This window comes from Kocuria sp. WN036, from assembly GCF_002287015.1.
In the GTDB taxonomy this organism is placed as follows: Bacteria; Actinomycetota; Actinomycetes; order Actinomycetales; family Micrococcaceae; genus Kocuria; species Kocuria rosea.
The window spans coordinates 96,244-114,790 of the sequence record NZ_NSKF01000008.1 but is presented as its reverse complement, the minus strand read 5'-3'; the positions used below and the strand labels follow the sequence as shown (position 1 = coordinate 114,790).

General features: G+C 76.8%; 11 protein-coding genes and 1 pseudogene. 10 read left to right on the top strand and 2 right to left on the bottom strand.

All coding sequences use genetic code 11. The features are described from left to right. The first annotated feature begins 149 nt into the window (after window positions 1-149). The 8 genes and pseudogenes from hemE (at window position 150) to hemL (ending at window position 9,251) form a co-directional block, all read left to right on the top strand. A complete protein-coding gene (hemE, locus tag CK505_RS07320; RefSeq protein ID WP_095650639.1) occupies window positions 150-1,355 on the top strand; it encodes a uroporphyrinogen decarboxylase in 1,206 nt (401 codons plus the stop codon). Further along, window positions 1,352-2,890, top strand: a complete 1,539-nt coding sequence (hemG, locus tag CK505_RS07315) for a protoporphyrinogen oxidase (protein WP_255250904.1) — start codon at window positions 1,352-1,354, stop codon at window positions 2,888-2,890. The genes hemE and hemG overlap by 4 nt, the downstream gene beginning before the upstream one ends. A gap of 3 nt (window positions 2,891-2,893) precedes the next feature. Beyond that, a complete protein-coding gene (gene hemQ / locus CK505_RS07310) occupies window positions 2,894-3,646 on the top strand; it encodes a hydrogen peroxide-dependent heme synthase (RefSeq protein WP_095650638.1) in 753 nt (250 codons plus the stop codon). After that, entirely contained in the window at window positions 3,643-4,851 is a 1,209-nt protein-coding gene (locus tag CK505_RS07305; protein WP_095650637.1) for a ferrochelatase, read from the top strand. The genes hemQ and CK505_RS07305 overlap by 4 nt, the downstream gene beginning before the upstream one ends. After that, complete coding sequence (hemC, locus tag CK505_RS07300) at window positions 4,842-5,801, top strand: hydroxymethylbilane synthase (protein ID WP_095650636.1); 960 nt, start codon at window positions 4,842-4,844, stop codon at window positions 5,799-5,801. Before CK505_RS07305 ends, hemC begins: the two co-directional genes overlap by 10 nt. Before the next feature lie 5 nt (window positions 5,802-5,806). Further along, window positions 5,807-6,430, top strand: a pseudogene (locus CK505_RS18830) (uroporphyrinogen-III synthase); the annotation flags it as partial. 441 nt (window positions 6,431-6,871) lie between these two features. Continuing rightward, window positions 6,872-7,882 carry a porphobilinogen synthase gene (hemB, locus tag CK505_RS18825; protein WP_172604423.1) on the top strand — a complete coding sequence of 337 codons (1,011 nt, stop codon included), beginning with the start codon at window positions 6,872-6,874 and terminating at the stop codon, window positions 7,880-7,882. A gap of 52 nt (window positions 7,883-7,934) precedes the next feature. Beyond that, entirely contained in the window at window positions 7,935-9,251 is a 1,317-nt protein-coding gene (hemL, locus tag CK505_RS07290; RefSeq protein WP_095650634.1) for a glutamate-1-semialdehyde 2,1-aminomutase, read from the top strand. Between the two features lie 43 nt (window positions 9,252-9,294). Here hemL and CK505_RS07285 read toward each other — a convergent pair whose 3' ends face one another. Then, window positions 9,295-10,149 carry a 3'-5' exonuclease gene (locus CK505_RS07285; RefSeq protein ID WP_095650633.1) on the bottom strand — a complete coding sequence of 285 codons (855 nt, stop codon included), beginning with the start codon at window positions 10,147-10,149 and terminating at the stop codon, window positions 9,295-9,297. A gap of 145 nt (window positions 10,150-10,294) precedes the next feature. Between CK505_RS07285 and CK505_RS07280 the strand changes: the two genes are divergently transcribed. Beyond that, window positions 10,295-13,729 carry an ATP-dependent DNA helicase gene (locus tag CK505_RS07280; RefSeq protein WP_095650632.1) on the top strand — a complete coding sequence of 1,145 codons (3,435 nt, stop codon included), beginning with the start codon at window positions 10,295-10,297 and terminating at the stop codon, window positions 13,727-13,729. Window positions 13,730-13,788: 59 nt separating this feature from the next. Further along, a complete protein-coding gene (locus CK505_RS07275) occupies window positions 13,789-17,277 on the top strand; it encodes an ATP-dependent DNA helicase (RefSeq protein WP_095650631.1) in 3,489 nt (1,162 codons plus the stop codon). Here CK505_RS07275 and CK505_RS07270 read toward each other — a convergent pair. Beyond that, on the bottom strand, window positions 17,253-18,446 hold the full coding sequence (locus tag CK505_RS07270) for a phosphotransferase (RefSeq protein WP_176475301.1): 1,194 nt from the start codon (window positions 18,444-18,446) through the stop codon (window positions 17,253-17,255). The two genes, CK505_RS07275 and CK505_RS07270, sit on opposite strands and share 25 nt — an antisense overlap. Window positions 18,447-18,547 lie beyond the last annotated feature (101 nt).

Below are 18,547 nucleotides of genomic sequence, written 5' to 3'. Positions count from 1 at the left end.
AGTGCATTCATACTAGACGGTCACCGCGGATCCGCGCCTCAGTGACGTCCGAGAGGCCGCTCACGTCCGTCACCGACCGGCCCCTCCCGGACCCCGGTGACGCTGCGTCGGTAAACGACGTCGGTGTTCCTTGGCACAATGGGAGCACTATGCCTACCACCCCTGAGACGGCGAGCACGCCGGACACGTCGACCGCAGCCGTTCCCGGGCACCCCACGGGCGGCACCCACCCCTCGGCGGCGTTCCGGCGCCTGACCGGATCGCTCGGGGCGCTGCCGCAGGGCCATCCGCTGCGGGCCGCCGGCACACTGGACGCCCCGCTGCTGCAGGCCCTCACGGGCCGCGCGCCCGGCCGCCGCCCGGTGTGGTTCATGCGGCAGGCGGGCCGGTCGCTGCCGGAGTACCGGTCCCTGCGCCAGGGCACCGCCATGCTCGACGCCTGCCTGGACCCCGCGATGGCCGCCGAGATCACGCTCCAGCCGGTGCGCCGGCACGACGTCGACGCCGCCATCTTCTTCTCCGACATCGTCGTGCCCATGCGCGTGGCCGGCGTGGACGTCGAGATCGTCCCGGGCCGCGGTCCCGTCCTGGAGCGCCCCGTGCGCACGGCCGCCGACGTCGCCGCCCTGCCTGAGCTCGCCGAGGGCTCCCTCGACCCGATCCGCGAGGCCGTCGCCCGCACCGTCGCGGAGCTCGGGGCGACCCCGCTCATCGGCTTCGCCGGGGCGCCGTTCACCGTGGCCGCCTACATGGTCGAGGGCGGGCCCTCCCGGGACCACCTGCTGCCGCGCACGATGATGCACGCCGACCCGGCGGCCTGGCGGGCGCTCGCCGAGTGGGCGGCCCGGACCTCCGGGGCGTTCCTGCGCGCCCAGGTCGAGGCCGGCGCCTCCGCCGTGCAGCTCTTCGACTCCTGGGCGGGCTCCCTGTCCCTGGCCGACTACTCCGCGCACGTGGTGGAGCACTCGGCGGCCGCGCTGCGGGCCGTCGAGGACCTCGCTGTGCCCCGGATCCACTTCGGCACCGGCACCGGTGAGCTGCTCGCCGCGATGCGGGACGCCGGCGCGGACGCGGTGGGCGTGGACTACCGGATCCCGCTGGCCGAGGCCAACCGGCGGCTCGGCGGGTCCACCGTGCTGCAGGGCAACATCGACCCGGCCCTGCTCACCGCCCCCTGGCCCGTGCTCGCCGAGCACGTGCGCGAGGTGCTGGCCGGCGGGGCCACGGCGCCCGGGCACGTGGTGAACCTCGGCCACGGCGTCCCGCCGGGCACCGACCCGCAGGTGCTGACGGACCTCGTGTCCTTCGTCCACGACCAGCCGCTGGAGCAGACCCCTCGCGGCGGCAGGCCGTGAGCGCGGAGCGGGACGACCGGCCCGCCCGCCGGACCCCGCCCCGATCCGCCCTCGTGGTGGGCGGCGGCGTCTCCGGGCTCGTGGCCGCCCGCGACCTGGCGGCCCGCGGGCTGCGCGTCACCCTGGTCGAGGCCGAGGACCACCTCGGGGGAGCCGTCGGCGCCCACCAGGTGGCGGGCCTCGTCCTCGACTCGGGCGCCGAGTCCTTCGCGACCCGCTCCCGGGCGGTCCCCGACCTCCTGGACGAGCTCGGCCTCGGCGAGCGCGTGGTGCACCCCAACCGCTCCGGCTCGTGGCTGTTCCTGCCGGAGGGCGCCGTGCCCGCCCCCGACTCCGGGATCCTGGGCATCCCCGCCGACCCGACCGCCCCCCGGCTGCGGGCGGCCCTCGGCCGGGCCGGCATGCTGCGCGCGAGCCTCGACCGCCGGCTGCCGGCCTTCGTCGGCATGACCGAGCGCTCCCTCGGCGGCCTCGTCCGGGCGCGGATGGGGGAGCGGGTGCTGGACCGGCTCGTCGCGCCGTTCGCCACGGGCGTGCACTCCGCCCACCCCGACGACCTCGACGTCGACGCCGTCGCCCCCGGTCTGCGGCGGGCCCTGCGCGAGCACGGGTCCCTCGGCGCCGCGGCGGGCGCCCTGCGCCGCGCCGCGCCCGCGGGCGCGAACGTGGCCGGGCTGCGCGGCGGCATGAACGCGCTGTCCGAGACCCTCGTGCACGACCTCGAGCGGGCGGGCGTGAAGCTCGTCACCGGCTACGACGTCATCGCCCTCGACCGCGACCCCCGGCGCGAGGGCTGGATGGTCATCCAGCGCCAGCCGCGCTTCGGCCACAAGACCGCCGTGGCGCGCGGGGAGCTGCTCGTGATGGCCACCGACGGCACGACCGCCGTCCGGCTCCTCGCCAGCCACGAGGAGGGGCTCCAGCGGTTCGCCCCCGGGGCCGGGCCCCAGGTGGCCCTGGCCACGCTCGTGGTCGACGAGCCGCGCCTCGACGGCGCCCCCCGGGGCACCGGCCTGCTCGTGAGCGAGGACGCCCGCGGCGTGCGCGCCAAGGCCCTCACCCACGCGAGCGCCAAGTGGGACTGGGTCCGGCAGGCGGCCGGCCCCGGCCGGCACGTGCTGCGGCTCTCCTACGGGCGCGCCCAGCCCGACGCCACCGCCGTGCCCCCTGAGGTGGCCCTGCCCGACGACCAGCTCATCCGCCTGGCCCTCTCCGACGCCTCGACCCTCATGGGCATGCCCCTGCGGCCCGCCCAGCTCGTCGGCGCGGACATCGTGCGCTGGCGCTCCGCGCTGCCCCGCACCGGCGTCGGGCACGCCCGGCGGGTCGCCGACTTCCGGCGGGCGCTGGCGGCGCTGCCCGACGCCGTCGCGGTCGGCGGTTGGCTCGCGGGCACGGGCCTCGCCTCCGTCGTCGCCGACACCCGGGCCCAGGTCCGCGCCCTGCTCGCCGAGGCGGGCGTCCCGGACGACGCCGCGCCGGCCGCCACCGAACCGGCACGCACCCCACCGACCAGCACCCGACGAAAGGACTGAGCCTTGTCCCACGACACCAGCCCCCACGAGCACGGCGGTCACCCCGCAGCCACGCCCGAGCCGACGCAGGACGGCGGCGCGGAGCGGCTGCACTGGGCCGTCTGGTCCGTGTTCGCCCGCCCCGCCGGCGGGGCCGCGGCCCGCACGGCCGGCGACGACGCCTCCGCGGCCGCCGAGTTCGACGGTGTCGTCGAGCAGCTGGCGGCCGAGGGCGTGACGCTGCGCGGCGCCTACGACGTCTCGGGGATGCGCGAGGACGCCGACGTCCTCACGTGGCTGCACGGCGACGACCCCCAGGCGCTCCAGTCGGCGGTCCGCCGGCTGCGCCGCACGGAGCTCCTGGCCGGCACCGCGCAGGCCTGGAACGCGATGGGGGTGCACCGGGACGCCGAGTTCACCCGGAACCACTCGCCGTCCTTCGCCCGCGGCGTCGCCCCCGAGGACTGGGTCTGCGTCTACCCGTTCGTGCGCTCCTACGAGTGGTACTACATGAACGCCCAGCGCCGCGCCGAGATGCTGCGCAACCACGGCATGGCGGCGCGCGACTACCCCCAGGTCCTCGCCAACACCATCGCGTGCTTCGGGCTCAACGACTTCGAGTGGCTGCTCGCGCTCGAGGCCCCCGAGCTGGTCGACCTCGTCGACGTCATGCGGGCCTTCCGCAACACGGAGGCCCGGCTGCACGTGCGCGAGGAGACACCGTTCTACACGGGCCGCCGGATCCGCTCCGAGGAGCTCGCGGAGGTGCTCCGATGAGCGCCGAGAACGCCCTGTCGCGGGCCCGCGCGCACGCGCCGGAGCACTACGACGCCGTCGTCCTCTCGTCCTTCGGCGGGCCGGAGGGGCAGGACGACGTCCTGCCGTTCCTGCGCAACGTCACGAAGGGCCGCGGCATCCCCGACGAGCGGCTGGAGGAGGTGGCCACCCACTACCGGGCCAACGGCGGCGTCAGCCCCATCAACGCCCAGAACCGCGCGCTGCGCTCCGCCCTCGAGGCCGAGCTGCTCGGCCGGGGCCTGAGCGTGCCCGTGCTGTGGGCCAACCGCAACTGGGCGCCCTACGTGGCGGACGTGGTGCGGGAGTGCCACGCGCGCGGGCTGCGCAAGCTCCTGGTGCTCGCCACCAGCGCCTACTCCAGCTACTCCGGCTGCCGCCAGTACCGCGAGGACTACGGCGTGGCGCTCGAGGAGCTCGGCCTCGCGGACGAGATGCAGGTCGACAAGGTCCACCAGTACTACGACTCCGAGGGCTTCGTGCAGCCCTTCGTCGAGGGCCTCCGGGAGGGCCTCGCGCAGGTGCGCGACCGGCTCGGCGCCGAAGGCGGCAGGATCGCGGTCCTGTTCTGCACCCACTCCATCCCCACGACCGACGCCGAGGCCTCCGGGCCGGCGCGGATGGACTTCGAGGAGGGCTCCGCCTACGTCGCCCAGCACCTGGCCGTGGCCCGGACCGTGCTGGAGCGCGTGGGGGCGGAGGAGCTCGGGGACCACACCTGGGACCTCGTCTACCAGTCCCGCTCCGGGCCGCCGCAGGTGCCGTGGCTCGAGCCGGACGTCAACGACGCCCTCGAGGAGCTCGCCGAGCGCGGTGTCGCCGGCGTGGTCCTCGTGCCGCTGGGCTTCGTCTCCGACCACATGGAGGTCAAGTGGGACCTCGACACGGAGGCCCTGGAGACCTGCGAACGGCTCGGCCTGCCGGCCGTGCGCACCCCCACCGCGGGCACCCACCCGGCGTTCGTGGCCGGGCTCGCGGACCTCGTGGAGCAGCGCGTCGCCGGGCGCACCGCCCCGCCGCGGCTCTCCGCGTGTGCCGAGGGCACGTGGTTCGACGACTGCGCCCCGGACTGCTGCGTCAAGGTGCTGCGCGGCGCCGCCGGGCCCCGCCCCACCATCGCGCAGCGCCCCCAGGGCGAGCCCCTCCCGGTCGCCCTCGACGAGGCGGGGGAGGTGCGGTGGTCGTGACGGCCGCGGCGCAGGGGCTCCCGGTGCTGCGGGTCGGGACCCGCGGCTCCCGGCTCGCGCTCACCCAGACCACCACGGCGGCCCGGGCCGTCGCGGCGGCGGGCGGGCTGGAGCCGGAGCTCGTCACGATCCGCACCGAGGGCGACGTCCTGACCGGGCCCCTGTCCCAGATGGGCGGCACCGGGGTCTTCGCCACGGCCCTGCGGGCCGCGCTGCTGGCGGGATCCGTGGACCTGGCCGTGCACTCCCTCAAGGACCTGCCCACCGCTCCCGTGCCGGGCCTCGAGGTCGCCGCGGTGCCGGAGCGGGAGGACCCCCGGGACGCGCTGTGCGCCCGCGACGGGCTGACCCTCTCCGGCCTGCCCTCCGGCGCGAAGGTCGGCACCGGCTCCCCGCGGCGCGCGGCGCAGGTGCGCGCCGCTCGCCCTGACCTGGAGATCGTCGACATCCGCGGCAACGTGGGCACCCGACTGGGGCGGGTGGCCCCCGGCGACCTCGACGCCGTGGTGCTCGCCGCCTCCGGGCTGCGGCGGCTCGGGCTGGAGGACGCGATCACCGAGCTGATCGACCCGTCCGTCATGCTCCCCGCCCCCGGGCAGGGCGCCCTGGCCCTGGAGTGCCGCACCGAGGACGCCTCGGGGGACACCCCGCTCGCCGCCGCCCTCGCCGCGGTGGACCACCTGGAGACCCGCCTGGCCGTGACCGCGGAACGGGCGCTGCTGACCCGGCTCGAGGCCGGCTGCGCGGCCCCCGTGGGCACCTTCGCGCGGATCGAGGACGGCGTGCTCGTGCTCGACGTCGTCGTGGCCGACCCGGACGGCAGCCGGGTCATGCGCCGCAGCGGCCGCACCGCGGAGCGCGGCGTCGACGACGCCCGCGCCCTCGGCCACCGGCTGGGCGACGAGCTGCTCGCCGACGGCGCCGGCCGGCTGGCCCGGTTGACGCTCTGAGACCCGTGCCGCACCCCGGCCCCGCCGACCGCTCCGCCGACCCGGCCGCCGCCCTGCGCGGGGCCAGGGTCGTCGTGACCCGTTCCGCCGACCGAGCCAGGGAGCTCGTGGCGCTGCTGCACGGGCACGGGGCCCGGGTCCGGCTCGCCCCGCTGCTCGAGGCCACCCTCCCCGGGGACACCGGTCCCGTGGCCGCCCTGCTGGACCGGGCGGCGGACCCGGGGGCCGCCGCCGGGTCCTGGCTGGTGGTCACCTCGGTCACCACCGTCCGGGCCCTGCGCGCGGTCGCGGGGGAGCCGTCCGGCACGGCACTCGGCGACCGGTTCGCGGCGGCCCGGCGGGCCGGCCTGCGCGTGGCCGCGGTGGGGGACGCCACGGCCGCGGCCCTCACGGCGGCCGGGCTGCGGCCGGACCTCGTGCCCGGCGCGGTGCACTCGGCCGCCGGGCTGCTCGCCGACTGGCCGCCGGAGCCGGCTCCCGGCACCGTCCTGCTGCCGCTCTCCGCCCGGGCCCGGCCCACCCTCGAGGCCGGTCTGACCGCGCGGGGGTACGGGGTGCTGACGGCCACGGCCTACGAGACCGTGCCCTGGCCGGCGCCCGCGCCCCTCGTGCGGCGGGCCGCGGCCCAGGGAGAGGCCGACGGCACGGACGACGACGCGGACGACGACACGGACCGCGGCGTGGACGGGCGCGTGGCCGAGCTCCACCGGTCCGACCTGCTGCAGGTCCTGGCCGCGGGCGAGGCCGACGCCGTGGTGCTCACGGCGCCGTCCCACCTCGCCGAGCTCGTGCGCGACGACCCCGCCGTCCTGGCCGGCACCGTCCTCGTGGCCATCGGCGAGCCGACGAGACGCGCCGCCGCCGAGCGCGGCCTGCCGTCCGTGGCCGCGTCCCTGCCCACCCCGGAGGGGATCCGCGACGCCCTCGCCCGGGCCCTCACCGCACCCGCGGCCTCCCGGGCGGCCGCGGGGGCGCCCGCCCCGACCCCGACGCCGGCGGCTCCGCCGCCGGCCGCACCGACCACACCGATCCCGACGACACCGATCCCTGCGACCGAGGAGACGAACTCCGTGACCCACCGAATTCCCCGCTACGACCTGGTGTCCCGCCCCCGCCGCCTGCGCACCACCCCGGCCGTGCGCCGGCTCGCCGCGCAGACCAGGGTCCATCCGTCCGACCTCATCCTGCCCGTGTTCGTCCGCGAGGGCCTCGCCGAGCCCGCCCCGCTCGGCTCCATGCCGGGGGTCGTCCAGCACTCCATGGACTCGCTCCGGCGCGCCGCCGCCGAGGCCGTGGCCAAGGGCCTCGGCGGGTTCATGATCTTCGGCGTGCCCGCCGAGCGGGACCCCGAGGGCAGCGCCGGGTGCGACCCCGAGGGCATCCTGAACCGGGCGCTGCGCGCCGTGCGCGCCGAGGTCGGCGACGACCTCGTCGTCATGGCCGACCTGTGCCTGGACGAGTTCACCGACCACGGGCACTGCGGCGTCCTGGCCGAGGACGGGACCGTGGACAACGACGCGACCCTGGAGATCTACGGCCGGATGGCCGTGGCCCAGGCCGAGGCGGGCGCCCACGTGCTCGGGCCCTCCGGCATGATGGACGGCCAGGTCGGCGTGATCCGCTCCGCCCTCGACGAGGCCGGGCACCCCGACGTCGCCGTCCTGGCCTACTCCGCGAAGTACTCCTCCGCGTTCTACGGCCCGTTCCGCGAGGCCGTGGACTCCCAGCTGCAGGGCGACCGCCGCAGCTACCAGATGGACCCCGCCAACCGCCGGGAGGCGCTGCACGAGCTGCAGCTGGACCTGGACGAGGGCGCCGACATGGTCATGGTCAAACCGGCCATGAGCTACCTCGACATCCTCCGCGACGTGGCCGAGGTCTCCCCGGTGCCCGTCTCCGCGTACCAGATCTCCGGCGAGTACGCCATGATCGAGGCCGCCGCCGCCAACGGCTGGATCGACCGCCGGGCCGCGATCCAGGAGTCCGTGCTGTCCATCCGCCGCGCGGGCGCCGACTCCGTGCTCACCTACTTCGCCGTCGAGCTCGCGGACTGGTTCCGCGAGGAGAACGGCCTCTCCTGACCCCCACCGTCCCCCGAGCCGGCACCCCCGGCGGAAGGAAGCAGACAAACCCATGAGCGTTTCCCAGGAACTCTTCGACCGCGCGCGCAAGGTCATGCCCGGCGGGGTCAACTCCCCGGTGCGGGCCTTCGCGTCCGTGGGCGGCACCCCGCCCTTCATCACCGCGGCCAAGGGCCCGTACCTCACCGACGTCGACGGCCGCGAGTACGTCGACCTCGTCAGCTCGTGGGGGCCCGCCCTCGTCGGGCACTCCCACCCGGCCGTCATCGAGGCCGTGCACGAGGCCGTGGAGCGCGGCCTGTCCTTCGGGGCCACGACCCGCGGGGAGACCGAGCTGGCCGAACTCGTGGTCGAGCGGATCGGCGCGATCGACGAGCTGCGCATGGTCTCGACCGGGACCGAAGCGGCCATGACCGCGATCCGCCTGGCGCGCGGCGTGACCGGCCGGGACCTCGTCGTGAAGTTCGCCGGGTGCTACCACGGGCACGTGGACTCCCTGCTGTCCGAGGCGGGCTCCGGCGTGGCGACCCTCGCCCTGCCCGGCTCCGCCGGGGTCACCGCGGCCACCGCGGCCGAGACCCTGGTGCTGCCCTACAACGACCTCGCCGCCGTGGAGGAGGCCTTCGCCGCCCACCCCGGCCGGATCGCCGCCGTCATCACCGAGGGCGCGCCCGCCAACATGGGTGTGGTCACCCCCGGCGAGGGCTTCAACGCGGGCCTGCGCCGGCTCACGCGCGAGCACGGGGCGCTGATGATCTTCGACGAGGTGCTGACCGGGTTCCGCGTGCACGAGGCCGGCTACTGGGGTCTCACCGCCGCGGGCGAGGACGGCTGGGAGCCCGACCTGTTCATGTTCGGGAAGGTCATCGGCGGCGGGCTGCCGGTCGCCGGCGTGGGCGGGCGGGCCGCGGTCATGAACCACCTGGCGCCCCTCGGGCCCGTGTACCAGGCCGGAACCCTGTCCGGGAACCCCGTGGCGATGGCCGCGGGCGCGGCGACCCTGCGCACCGCGGACCGGATCGCCTACCAGACCGTCGACCGGCGCTCGGCGCAGCTGCAGGAGGCGGTGCGCGCGGCGCTGACCGAGGCCGGGGTCGACCACTCGATCCAGTCGGCCGGCAACCTGTTCTCGGTGGCCTTCGGCACCTCCGCCGCCGGCGTGCACGACTACGCGCAGGCCAAGGCGCAGGAGACGTTCCGCTACCCGGCGTTCTTCCACGCGATGCTCGACCAGGGCGTCTACCTGCCCCCGTCGGTGTTCGAGGCGTGGTTCCTCTCCGCCGCGCACGACGACGCCGCGATGGACCGGATCGTCTCCGCCCTGCCGGCCGCGGCGCGCGCGGCCGCCGAGGCCCGGCCGGCCGCCTGACCACGGCCGCCGGGACCCGGCCGGCCGCCGTCCCGGGAAGCGCTCAGGCGTCCTCGGGACGGCGGAGCGGCCAGGCGCCGTCGACCACCGCGTCCGGGCGGGTCCGGCGGAAGTACTCCTGGAGGCTCGCGGCCTGCTCGGCCGCCCACCCGACCTGGTCGGCGTGCAGCGCGGCCGCCGGGCGCACCAGCTCGGGGAAGCGGCGGGCCATCAGCACCGCGAGCCGCTCCGTCGCGACCGAGTCCGCCGCCGAGGTGTGCGCCGCGGTGAGCTCGACCCCGTACTCCTCGCACAGCGCCCCGAGGGTGCGCTTGCCGCGCCGGTACCGGTGCACCTGCTTGTTGAGGACGTAGGGGTCCAGCACCGGGAAGGGCTGCGGGACCTCCACGCCGTGGCGCCGGCCCTCGTGGGCGAGGACCGTGAAGTCGTAGGAGGCGTTGAACACCAGCACGGGCGTGCCCGCGGCGAAGAGGCCGGCCAGGACGCCCGCGATCTCCGCGACCACCTCCGCGGCGGGCCGGCCCTCGGCGCGGGCCCGCTCGGTGCTCACCCCGTGCACGGCGGCCGCCTCCTCGGGGATCTCCACCCCCGGGTCCGCCAGCCACTCCCACTCGTCCGTCACGGCGCCCGCGGCGTCGGTGCGCACGACGGACGCCGTGACGATGCGGGCCGTGTGCGGGTCGCGGCCGGTCGTCTCGAGGTCGAAGGAGGCGCGCGGACCCTCGGTCCACGCGGGGGACGCCCCCGGGGCGCCCGCGGACCCCTCGAGGTCGAAGAGCACGTCCTGCTCCGCGGCGTCGTCCGGCGCGGGCGGGGCGGGCCTCGGCGCGCGCAGCGGGGCGGCGTCGAACAGGGGCAGCTGGTCGGTGGGGCCGGCGGGGCCTGAGGGCGAGGACATGGCTCCCACCGTACCGGCCCCCTCCGACCCGCCACGGACGCGGCCGCCCCGGCCGACGCCTCCGTGCGCACCGGTCCGGAACCGTCCGGGTACGCACGGACGCGGAGCGCTTAGACCGTCGGAGTCCCGTGATGAGATGAGACCCATGCGGCACACCGAGGACAGCACCCACGCCACGAGCTCCGCCCTGCCCGGGGCGGGGCCGGTGCGCTGGACCCTGGTGCCGCCGCACGGCTCCGCGCCGGAGCGCGCCCCGTGGCGGCCGAACCCCGAGCAGGAGGAGATCGCCGGGCTCCCGGCCGGGTGCGGCCCCCGGCTCGTGCTCGGCGGCCCCGGGACCGGGCGGACCCGGGTGCTCGTGGAGCTGGCGGCCCGCCGGATCGGCGGGGGCCTGGACCCGGACCGGCTGCTCGTGCTCACGCCGTCCCGGCTCTCGGCGGCCCGGCTGCGGGACGACCTCACGGCCGCGGTCTCGGCCACCATGAGCTCCCCGCCCGTGCGGGCCTGGCAGTCCTACGCCTTCGACCTGCTCCGGCGGGCCCAGAACCAGGGACTGCTCCCGGGCGTCGCGCACGGACCCAAGCTGCTGTCCGGCCCGGAGCAGGACGTGCTGATCGGCGAGCTCATGGCCGGGCACGCCGCCGGCTTCGGGGCCCCCGTCGTGTGGCCCCCGGACCTCCGGGAGGCGCTCGCCACCCGCGGCTTCCGGCAGGAGGTGCGCGAGCTCTTCGACCGCATGTCCGAGTACGACCTCGCCCCCGACGACCTCCGCCGCCTCGCCCGGCGCCTGGAGCGCCCGGACTGGGCGGCGGCCGCCACGATGCAGGCCGAGTACCAGGCCGTGCGCCGGCTGCGGATGCCGGAGTCCTACGACCCGGCGGCCCTCGTCACGGAGGCCGCGCGGGTCCTCGAGGAGCAGCCGGAGTTCCTGCGGGCCGAGCAGGAGCGCCTCGACCTCGTGCTCGTCGACGACCTGCACGAGGCGACGCCCTCGATCCACCGGCTGCTCGCCGTGCTGTGCCGGGGACGGGACACCGTGCTGACCGCCTGCACGGACACCGTGGTCCAGGGCTTCCGCGGGGCCCGCCCCGACCTGCTGCGCACCCTCGAGGACCGGCTCGCCGAGCCCGCGCGCCCCCTGCGGCGGCACCCCCTGGGCACGAGCCGGCGGATGCCCGGGGCCGTCGCGGAGGTGTGGCAGCGCGTGGCGGAGCGGATCCCCGCCGTGGCCGGGGCCCGGCACCCCCGCGCCCTCCGGCCCGCCGGGAGCGCCCCGGGCGCTGCGGACACGGGCCACGGCGCGGACACCGCGACCGCGCCGGCCGACGTCGCGGTGGACGGCACCGGAGACCGCGCGGCGCCCGGAGAGGTCACCACGGTGGTGCTCTCCTCACCGCTGCACGAGGCCCGCTGGATCGCGCACCAGGTCCTGGAGCGCCACCTGGTGCACGGCGTCCCGCTGGCGGACATGGCCGTGGTCGTGCGCAACGGCCGCTACCTGGAGGGGCTCGAGCGCCAGCTCTCCGCCCTCGGGGTGCCCGTCAGCACCTCCGCCGCGGAGACGCCGGTGCGCGACGAGCCCGCGGTGCGCCCGCTGCTGGGTGCCCTGCGCATCGTGACCGAGGCCGCCGCGGCGGCCGCGGACCGCGAGGAGGACGCGCACTTCGGCGCCCTCACGGTCCAGGCGGCCGTCGACCTGCTCTCCTCGCGGATCGGCAACGCCTCCCCGATGGACGTCCGCCGGCTCCGCCAGCGGCTCCGGGCGGAGGAGCTCGCCGCGGGGGGTCTGCGCACCAGCGACGACCTGCTCGTGGAGGCCCTCGTGGCCCCCGGGGCGCTCGACGCCGCCGGCGTGCGCTCCGTGCCGGCCCGCCGGATCGCCCGGATGCTCGCGGCCGGGACCCGTGCCCTCCGGGAGGAGGGCGCCACGGCCGAGACCGTCCTGTGGGCGCTGTGGGAGGCGGCCGGGGTCGCCGAGTCCTGGCGGCGCCGGGCACTGGAGGGCGGCCCGGCGGGGGAACGGGCCGACCGCGACCTCGACGCCGTGGTGGGCCTGTTCGAGTCCGCCGAGCGTTACGTGGACCACCTTCCCGGGGCCGGCCCCGCCCAGTTCCTGGACTACATCGACAACCAGGAGCTGCCCATGGACACCCTGGCCGCCCGCGCCCCGACCGACGAGACGGTCGAGATCATGACGCCCGCCACCGCCGCGGGCCGGCAGTGGCCGGTGGTCTTCGTCGCCGGCGTGCAGGAGGGCGTGTGGCCCAACACCCGCCTGCGCGGGCAGCTGCTCGGCGCGGACCTGCTCACGGACGCGCTCGACCTCGGCGTCGACCAGGCCGCGCGGGTCACCCCGGTCACCCGCATGCGCGAGGTCCGCCACGACGAGCTGCGCTCCTTCTCCGCCGCCGTCTCCCGCAGCTGCGGCACGCTCGTGGTCACGGCGGCCTCCGGCGAGGACGAGCAGCCCTCGGAGTTCCTCGACCTCGTCGACCCCCCGGGCTCGCGGCCCGGGGACGGCGCCCGGGCCGTGGTGGACGCCCCCCGGCCCATGACCCTGCGCGCCCTCGTGGCCGAGCTGCGGCAGTGGGTCCAGCTGCACGAGGAGGACCCCGTGCGCTCGGAGGCCGCGGCCCGGCTGCTCCACCGCATCTCCTCCTCCCCGCGCCCGGTGCCCGGCGCCCACCCCGACACCTGGTGGGGCGCCGCGGAGCTCTCCAGCACGGCGCCCGTCTTCGACGACGGGGTCCCCGTGCCCGTCTCCCCGTCCCGGATCGAGACCATCCACCGGTCCCCGCTCGACTGGTTCGTGGCCGCCTCGCGGGCCGAGGCCGCGACCGACCTCAGCCGCAGCCTCGGCTCACTCGTGCACGCCATCGCCGAGGAGCTGCCGGAGGCGTCGGGCACCGAGCTCGTCGCCGAGCTCGAGCGCCGCTGGCCCACGCTGGGGCTGCCGGAGACCTGGGAGTCCGCGGTCCAGCTCGAACGGGCCCGGCAGATGCTGCGCAAGTTCGCCCAGTACGTCCTGGACGCCCGCAGCAAGCACGGCCGCCGGCTGGCCTCCGTGGAGGGGGCGTTCAGCGTGCTCGTCCAGGGGCGGGCGCGCGACGCCCTGCTCCGGGGCCGCGTGGACCGCCTGGAGCTCGACGAGCAGGGCCGCTACGTCGTCGTCGACCTCAAGACCGGCCGGAACCAGCCCGCCGGGGCGAAGATCGCCGAGCACCCGCAGCTCGCGGCCTACCAGGTGGCGCTCACGGCGGGAGCGGGCACAGCCATGGTCGCGGGTCAGGACGAGACCGTCCTCGAGCTGCCCGGCGGCACCGTGACGGAGCTCTCCGGCGGCGCCCTGCTCGTCCAGCTCGGCACCCGCGCCAAGTCCCCCTCCGTGCAGCAGCAGGACCCCCTCGACCCGGACGCCACGTGGGCGCGGGACCTGATCACCCGGGCCGCGGAGCTCGTGGCCGGGGAACGGTTCACCGCCCGCCACGACCAGGCCGAGGGCGCCTTCAACGGGCACGGGTGCAAGCTGCCGCAGATCTGCCCGCTGTGCGCCGAGGGGCGGCAGGTGAGCGAACCGTGAGGACCGTTCGGACGGATCCCGGCCCCGTCCCACCCGGACAGCAGGAGACGACAGCGCCCATGACCGACGCCCCCGACGACCGCACCCGGCTCGACGCCGCCGAGCACCCCTACGGCGGCGTCGAGCCCCGGTACAGTCCCGAGGAGCTGGCCGAGCTGCTCGGCGGCAACCTCCCCACGGCCCAGCAGTCGGCCGTGATCTCGGCCCCGCTCACCCCCCGGCTGGTGGTCGCGGGCGCGGGCTCGGGCAAGACCGCGACCATGGTCGACCGGGTGGTCTGGCTCGTGGCCAACGGGGTCGTCGCCCCGGACCAGGTCCTCGGCGTGACCTTCACCCGCAAGGCCGCCGGCGAGCTGGGGGAGCGCATGCGCTCCCGGCTCGCCCGGCTGCGCGCCCAGGGGCTCGTCGCTCCGGCCCACGCCGAGGAGGACGACCTCCCGGCCGCTCCCCAGGACCCCACGGTCAGCACCTACCACTCCTACGCCAACACGCTCGTGCGCAACTACGGGCTGCGGATCGGGATCGAGCCGGACACCACGCTGCTGGGCCAGGCCCGGACGTGGCAGCTCGCCGCGCAGACCGTGGAGGCCTGGACCGGGGAGCTGCTCGAGACCATGCCCGCGAAGTCGACCATGGTCGCCGCGGTCCTCGACCTCGCCTCGGCGTGCGCGGAGCACCTCGTGGACCCGGCGGAGGTGGAGCGCTTCGCGGCCGAGCTGCTCGGCGCGCTGGCCACGACACCGCCGGGGCGCCGGAAGAAGACCCTGGGCGCCCAGCTGAAGAAGGTCGAGGACAACCAGCGCACCGCGTGGGTCCTCGCCGAGCTCGTGGCCGACTTCGCCCGGCGCAAGCGCGAGGCCCAGGCCATGGACTTCGGCGACCTCCTCTCCGCCGCCGCCCGGCTCGCGGAGCAGGACCCGGCAGCCCGCCGGACCGAGCGGGAGCGACACCGGGTGGTGCTGCTCGACGAGTTCCAGGACACCTCGCACGCCCAGCTGCGGCTCTTCGCCGCGCTCTTCGGGCAGGGGCACTCCGTGATGGCCGTGGGCGACCCCCAGCAGTCGATCTACGGCTTCCGCGGGGCCTCCTCCGGGCAGCTCTTCGGCTTCTACGACTCCTTCCCGGTCGCGCCCGGCCAGGACGGGGAGCCCAGCTTCCTCACCACGGCGTGGCGCAACGACGCGAGCATCCTGGACGTCGCCAACACCATCGCCGCGCCCCTGCGGACCCTGCCGGCGTGGGCGCGCAGCACGTCCTCCCTCGCCGTCCCCGAGCTCACCCCGCGTCCCGGGGCGGGCACCGGCCGGGTGCGGATCAGCCGGTACGCGACCGACGTCGAGGAGGCCGTCGCGCTCGCGGAGCGCGTCGGGGAGCGCCGGGAGCAGCACCGCGGCGACCCGGAGGAGCAGATGCCCACCATGGCGGTGCTCTGCCGCAAGCGCTCCCAGATCGAGCCCGTGCGCCGGGAGCTCGCCGCCCGCGGCATCCCCTACGAGGTCGTGGGCCTGGGCGGGCTGCTCAGCACGCCGGAGGTCTCCGACGTCGTCGCGACCCTCCGGGTGCTGGACGACCCCGGCCGCTCGGACGCGCTCGTGCGGCTGCTCGCGGGGGCCCGCTGGCGGATCGGGACCCGGGACCTCATGGCCCTCGCCGACTGGGCGTCCCACCTGGAACGCCGCCGCACGGAGGCCGCGCAGGCGGGCCGGGCCGAGGACCTCGAGAGCCCGGTCACCGCGGAGGAGGCCCAGGAGGACGCCCTCGTCGAGCCCGACCTCTCCGACCACGCGTCGCTGATCGAGGCCCTCGAGACCCTCCCGTGGCCGGGCTGGACGTCCGCGCACGCCCGCACCCTGTCCGAGACCGCGCGGGAGCGCCTGATCCGGCTGCGGACGGAGCTGGACCACCTGCGCTCCTTCCTCTCCGACGACCTGCCGAGCCTGCTGCACGAGGTGGAGACGGTGCTCGGCCTCGACGTCGAGGTCGCCGCGCACCCCCACCGCCCCGTCCACCAGGCGCGGCGCAACCTGGACGCGTTCCACGAGGCCGCGCAGTCCTTCACCGCGTTCTCCGCGAGCAGCGACGTCTCGGCGTTCCTCGCGTGGCTCGACGTCACCCTGGCGGAGGAGAACGGGCTCGAGCCCGGCCCCGACCGCACGCGGCACGACGCCGTCCAGCTCGTCACGGTCCACGCCTCCAAGGGCCTCGAGTGGGACCACGTCTACGTCCCGGGACTCAACGCCGGGAACTTCCCGACCGACCGGCCCTCCCGCTGGACCCTCGACACCGGGACCCTGGCCTGGCCGCTGCGCGGTGACGCCCGGTTCCTGCCGCAGTGGGCCGTGGACACGAGCGACCTCAAGGCCCTCGAGGAGTCCCACACGGAGTTCCTGGAGCTCGCCGCCCAGCACGCCGAGGACGAGGAGCGCCGTCTCGCCTACGTGGCCGTGACCCGGGCCCGCGAGGTCCTGGAACTGTCCTGCACCGTGTTCCGGGGCACGGCCGCGAAGGGCCAGGAGCCCTCCGTGTTCGTCGCGGAGCTGGCACCGCTCACCGAGGGCCCCGAGCCGTCCGTCCGCCCGGGCCCCTGGGCCGAGGTCCCGGAGGGGGCCCGCAACCCGGCCGCCGCCACCGTGCTGAGCGCCCCCTGGCCGTACGACCCGTTGGAGGGCCCCGAGGTCACCGAGACCGTGACGGACGAGTACGGGCACAGCGCCGTGCGCGTGAGCCCGCCCCCGCACCGGGGCCGCCGGGCCGTGCTCGAGCGGGCCGCCCGCGCGGTGCGGGAGCGCGGCTTCGAGGACACCGCGGACCTCGACGTCGAGGACCTGCTCGGCGTCGCGGAGCGGGACGGGCTCGCGCCGGACCCGCGCCGGTGGTCCGAGGAGGCGAAGATCCTGCTCGCCCGGCACGAGGACGGCCGGGCCGAGCGGACCGTCCCCATGCCGTCCCACGTCTCGGCCTCGACCCTGGTGGCGCTCGCGCGCGATCCGCTCGAGGTCGTGTCGGGCCTGCGCCGGCCCATGCCGCGCCGGCCCGGCACCGCGGCGCGGCGCGGCACCACCTTCCACGCCTGGATCGAGCAGTACTACGGCAGCTCCGCGATCTTCGACGTCGGGGAGCTGCCCGGGACCGCCGACGACTACGTCGACGCGGCCTACGACCTCCCCGAGCTCGCGGCGACGTTCCGCTCCAGCCCGTGGGCCGACCGCCAGCCGTACGCCGTGGAGTTCCCCCTCGAGACCCCGATCGCCGGGGTCACGGTCCGCGGCCGGGTGGACGCCGTCTTCCGCAACGGCGACGGCACGTGGGAACTGGTCGACTGGAAGACCGGGCGGGCACCCTCCGGCCGGGAGCTGCAGGAGCGGTCGGCGCAGCTGGCCGTGTACCGGCTCGCGTGGTCCCGGCTGCGGGCCGTCCCGCTCGAGGAGGTCACCGCCGCGTTCTACTACGTGGCCGAGGACCGGGTCGTCCGTCCGCACGACCTGTCCGGGGCCGAGGAGCTCGAGGCGGTGGTCCGGGAGGCCTACGACGTGGTGCTGCGCCCCTGAGCGGGGCCGCCGCCCGGTCCCGTCGGCGGCGTCCGGCCGGAGGGGGCCTCGGGGCCGCCGGCCGGGGCGGGATCCTCCGGGGCGGTGTCCCCGGGCGCGCGGTCCGGGGCCGCGTCCTGGGAGGCGTCGTCCTGCCCCGGGGCCGCCGGCGCGGTCTCCGGGGCGGCCGCGACCGGCTCGGGGCGCCGGGCGACGTCCTGCTCGAGCGTGGCGAGCATCTGCTCCGCGTCGGCCACCAGGTCCTGCGCGCCGCGGTCCACGCCGCGCACGAGCCACTGCGCCAGGGCGAGCTCGGCGTCCAGCCGGGCCCGGTCCAGCAGGTGCGGGTCCGGTGCCCCGTCGGGCGCCTGGAAGGACGTGCGGCGGCAGGCCGCGGCGTAGGCCTCGAGCACCCCCTCGGCGAGGCGGGCGTCGCGCGCCGCGAAGAGCCACGCGAAGTCCTCGGCGGGATCCCCCACGTGCAGGTCGGTCCACCCGGTCACCCCGCGCACCCGTCCGCGGGAGATCACGAGGTCGTCCTCCTGCAGGTCGCCGTGGACCACGCGCGGCTGGAACCGCCACACGGCACGGTCCTCCAGGACCTGCTCCCACCGGTGCAGCAGCGCGGCCGGCACGCGCCGCGTGTCGGCGGCCCGGTGCAGCTCCGTGCGGCGCCGCTGCCGGCACTGCTCGGCGGTGTAGCCGGGCAGATCGGCGTCCAGGACCAGCGCGGTCGGCAGGGCGTGGATCGCTGCCAGGAGCCGCCCGAGCTGCACGGTGAGCGTCGGGGGCGGCTCGGCGCTCGGCACGTGCCGGTGGTGCTCGGGGTCCGGCTCGGCGGCCATGCGGGCGAGCGCGTCGATGTCCAGCGGGGCGCCCTCGATGTGGGAGTGCACGAAGGCGTGCAGGTCCCCGTGCGCCACGGAGCCGGCGGCGGTGGGGACCAGGAACGGGAGACGCGACCGGACGGCGGGGGTGAAGGAGCGGAGCACGAGGTGCTCGGTCTCCAGGCGGACGCTCGCCTCGGGGCTCAGCGGGGAACGCACCCGCCAGCGCCGGCCGGAGGCGTCGAGGACCACGGCGGAGCGGAAGTCGGCGTCGTCGTCGGGGGAGGGCCCCACGGCCACGGGTGCGAGTCCGGGGACGCCTGCGGCGGCGACGGCGGCCAGGTGCTCGAGGGACGTGCTCACGCCGTCCACCCTACAAGAGGCCCGGCCCTGCAAGAGGTCCGGCGGCCGTCCCCGTCCCCACCCGCCGGACCCGTGGTCCGCCCGGGTCGCTACAGTGGGGG

Coding starts and splice junctions, on each gene's coding strand:
- CK505_RS07275 (WP_095650631.1), top strand. CDS start 13,789: ATGACCGACGCCCCCGACGACCGCACCCGGCTCGACGCCGCCGAGCAC.
- CK505_RS07305 (WP_095650637.1), top strand. CDS start 3,643: ATGAGCGCCGAGAACGCCCTGTCGCGGGCCCGCGCGCACGCGCCGGAG.
- CK505_RS07280 (WP_095650632.1), top strand. CDS start 10,295: ATGCGGCACACCGAGGACAGCACCCACGCCACGAGCTCCGCCCTGCCC.
- CK505_RS07285 (WP_095650633.1), bottom strand. CDS start 10,149: ATGTCCTCGCCCTCAGGCCCCGCCGGCCCCACCGACCAGCTGCCCCTG.
- hemE (WP_095650639.1), top strand. CDS start 150: ATGCCTACCACCCCTGAGACGGCGAGCACGCCGGACACGTCGACCGCA.
- hemL (WP_095650634.1), top strand. CDS start 7,935: ATGAGCGTTTCCCAGGAACTCTTCGACCGCGCGCGCAAGGTCATGCCC.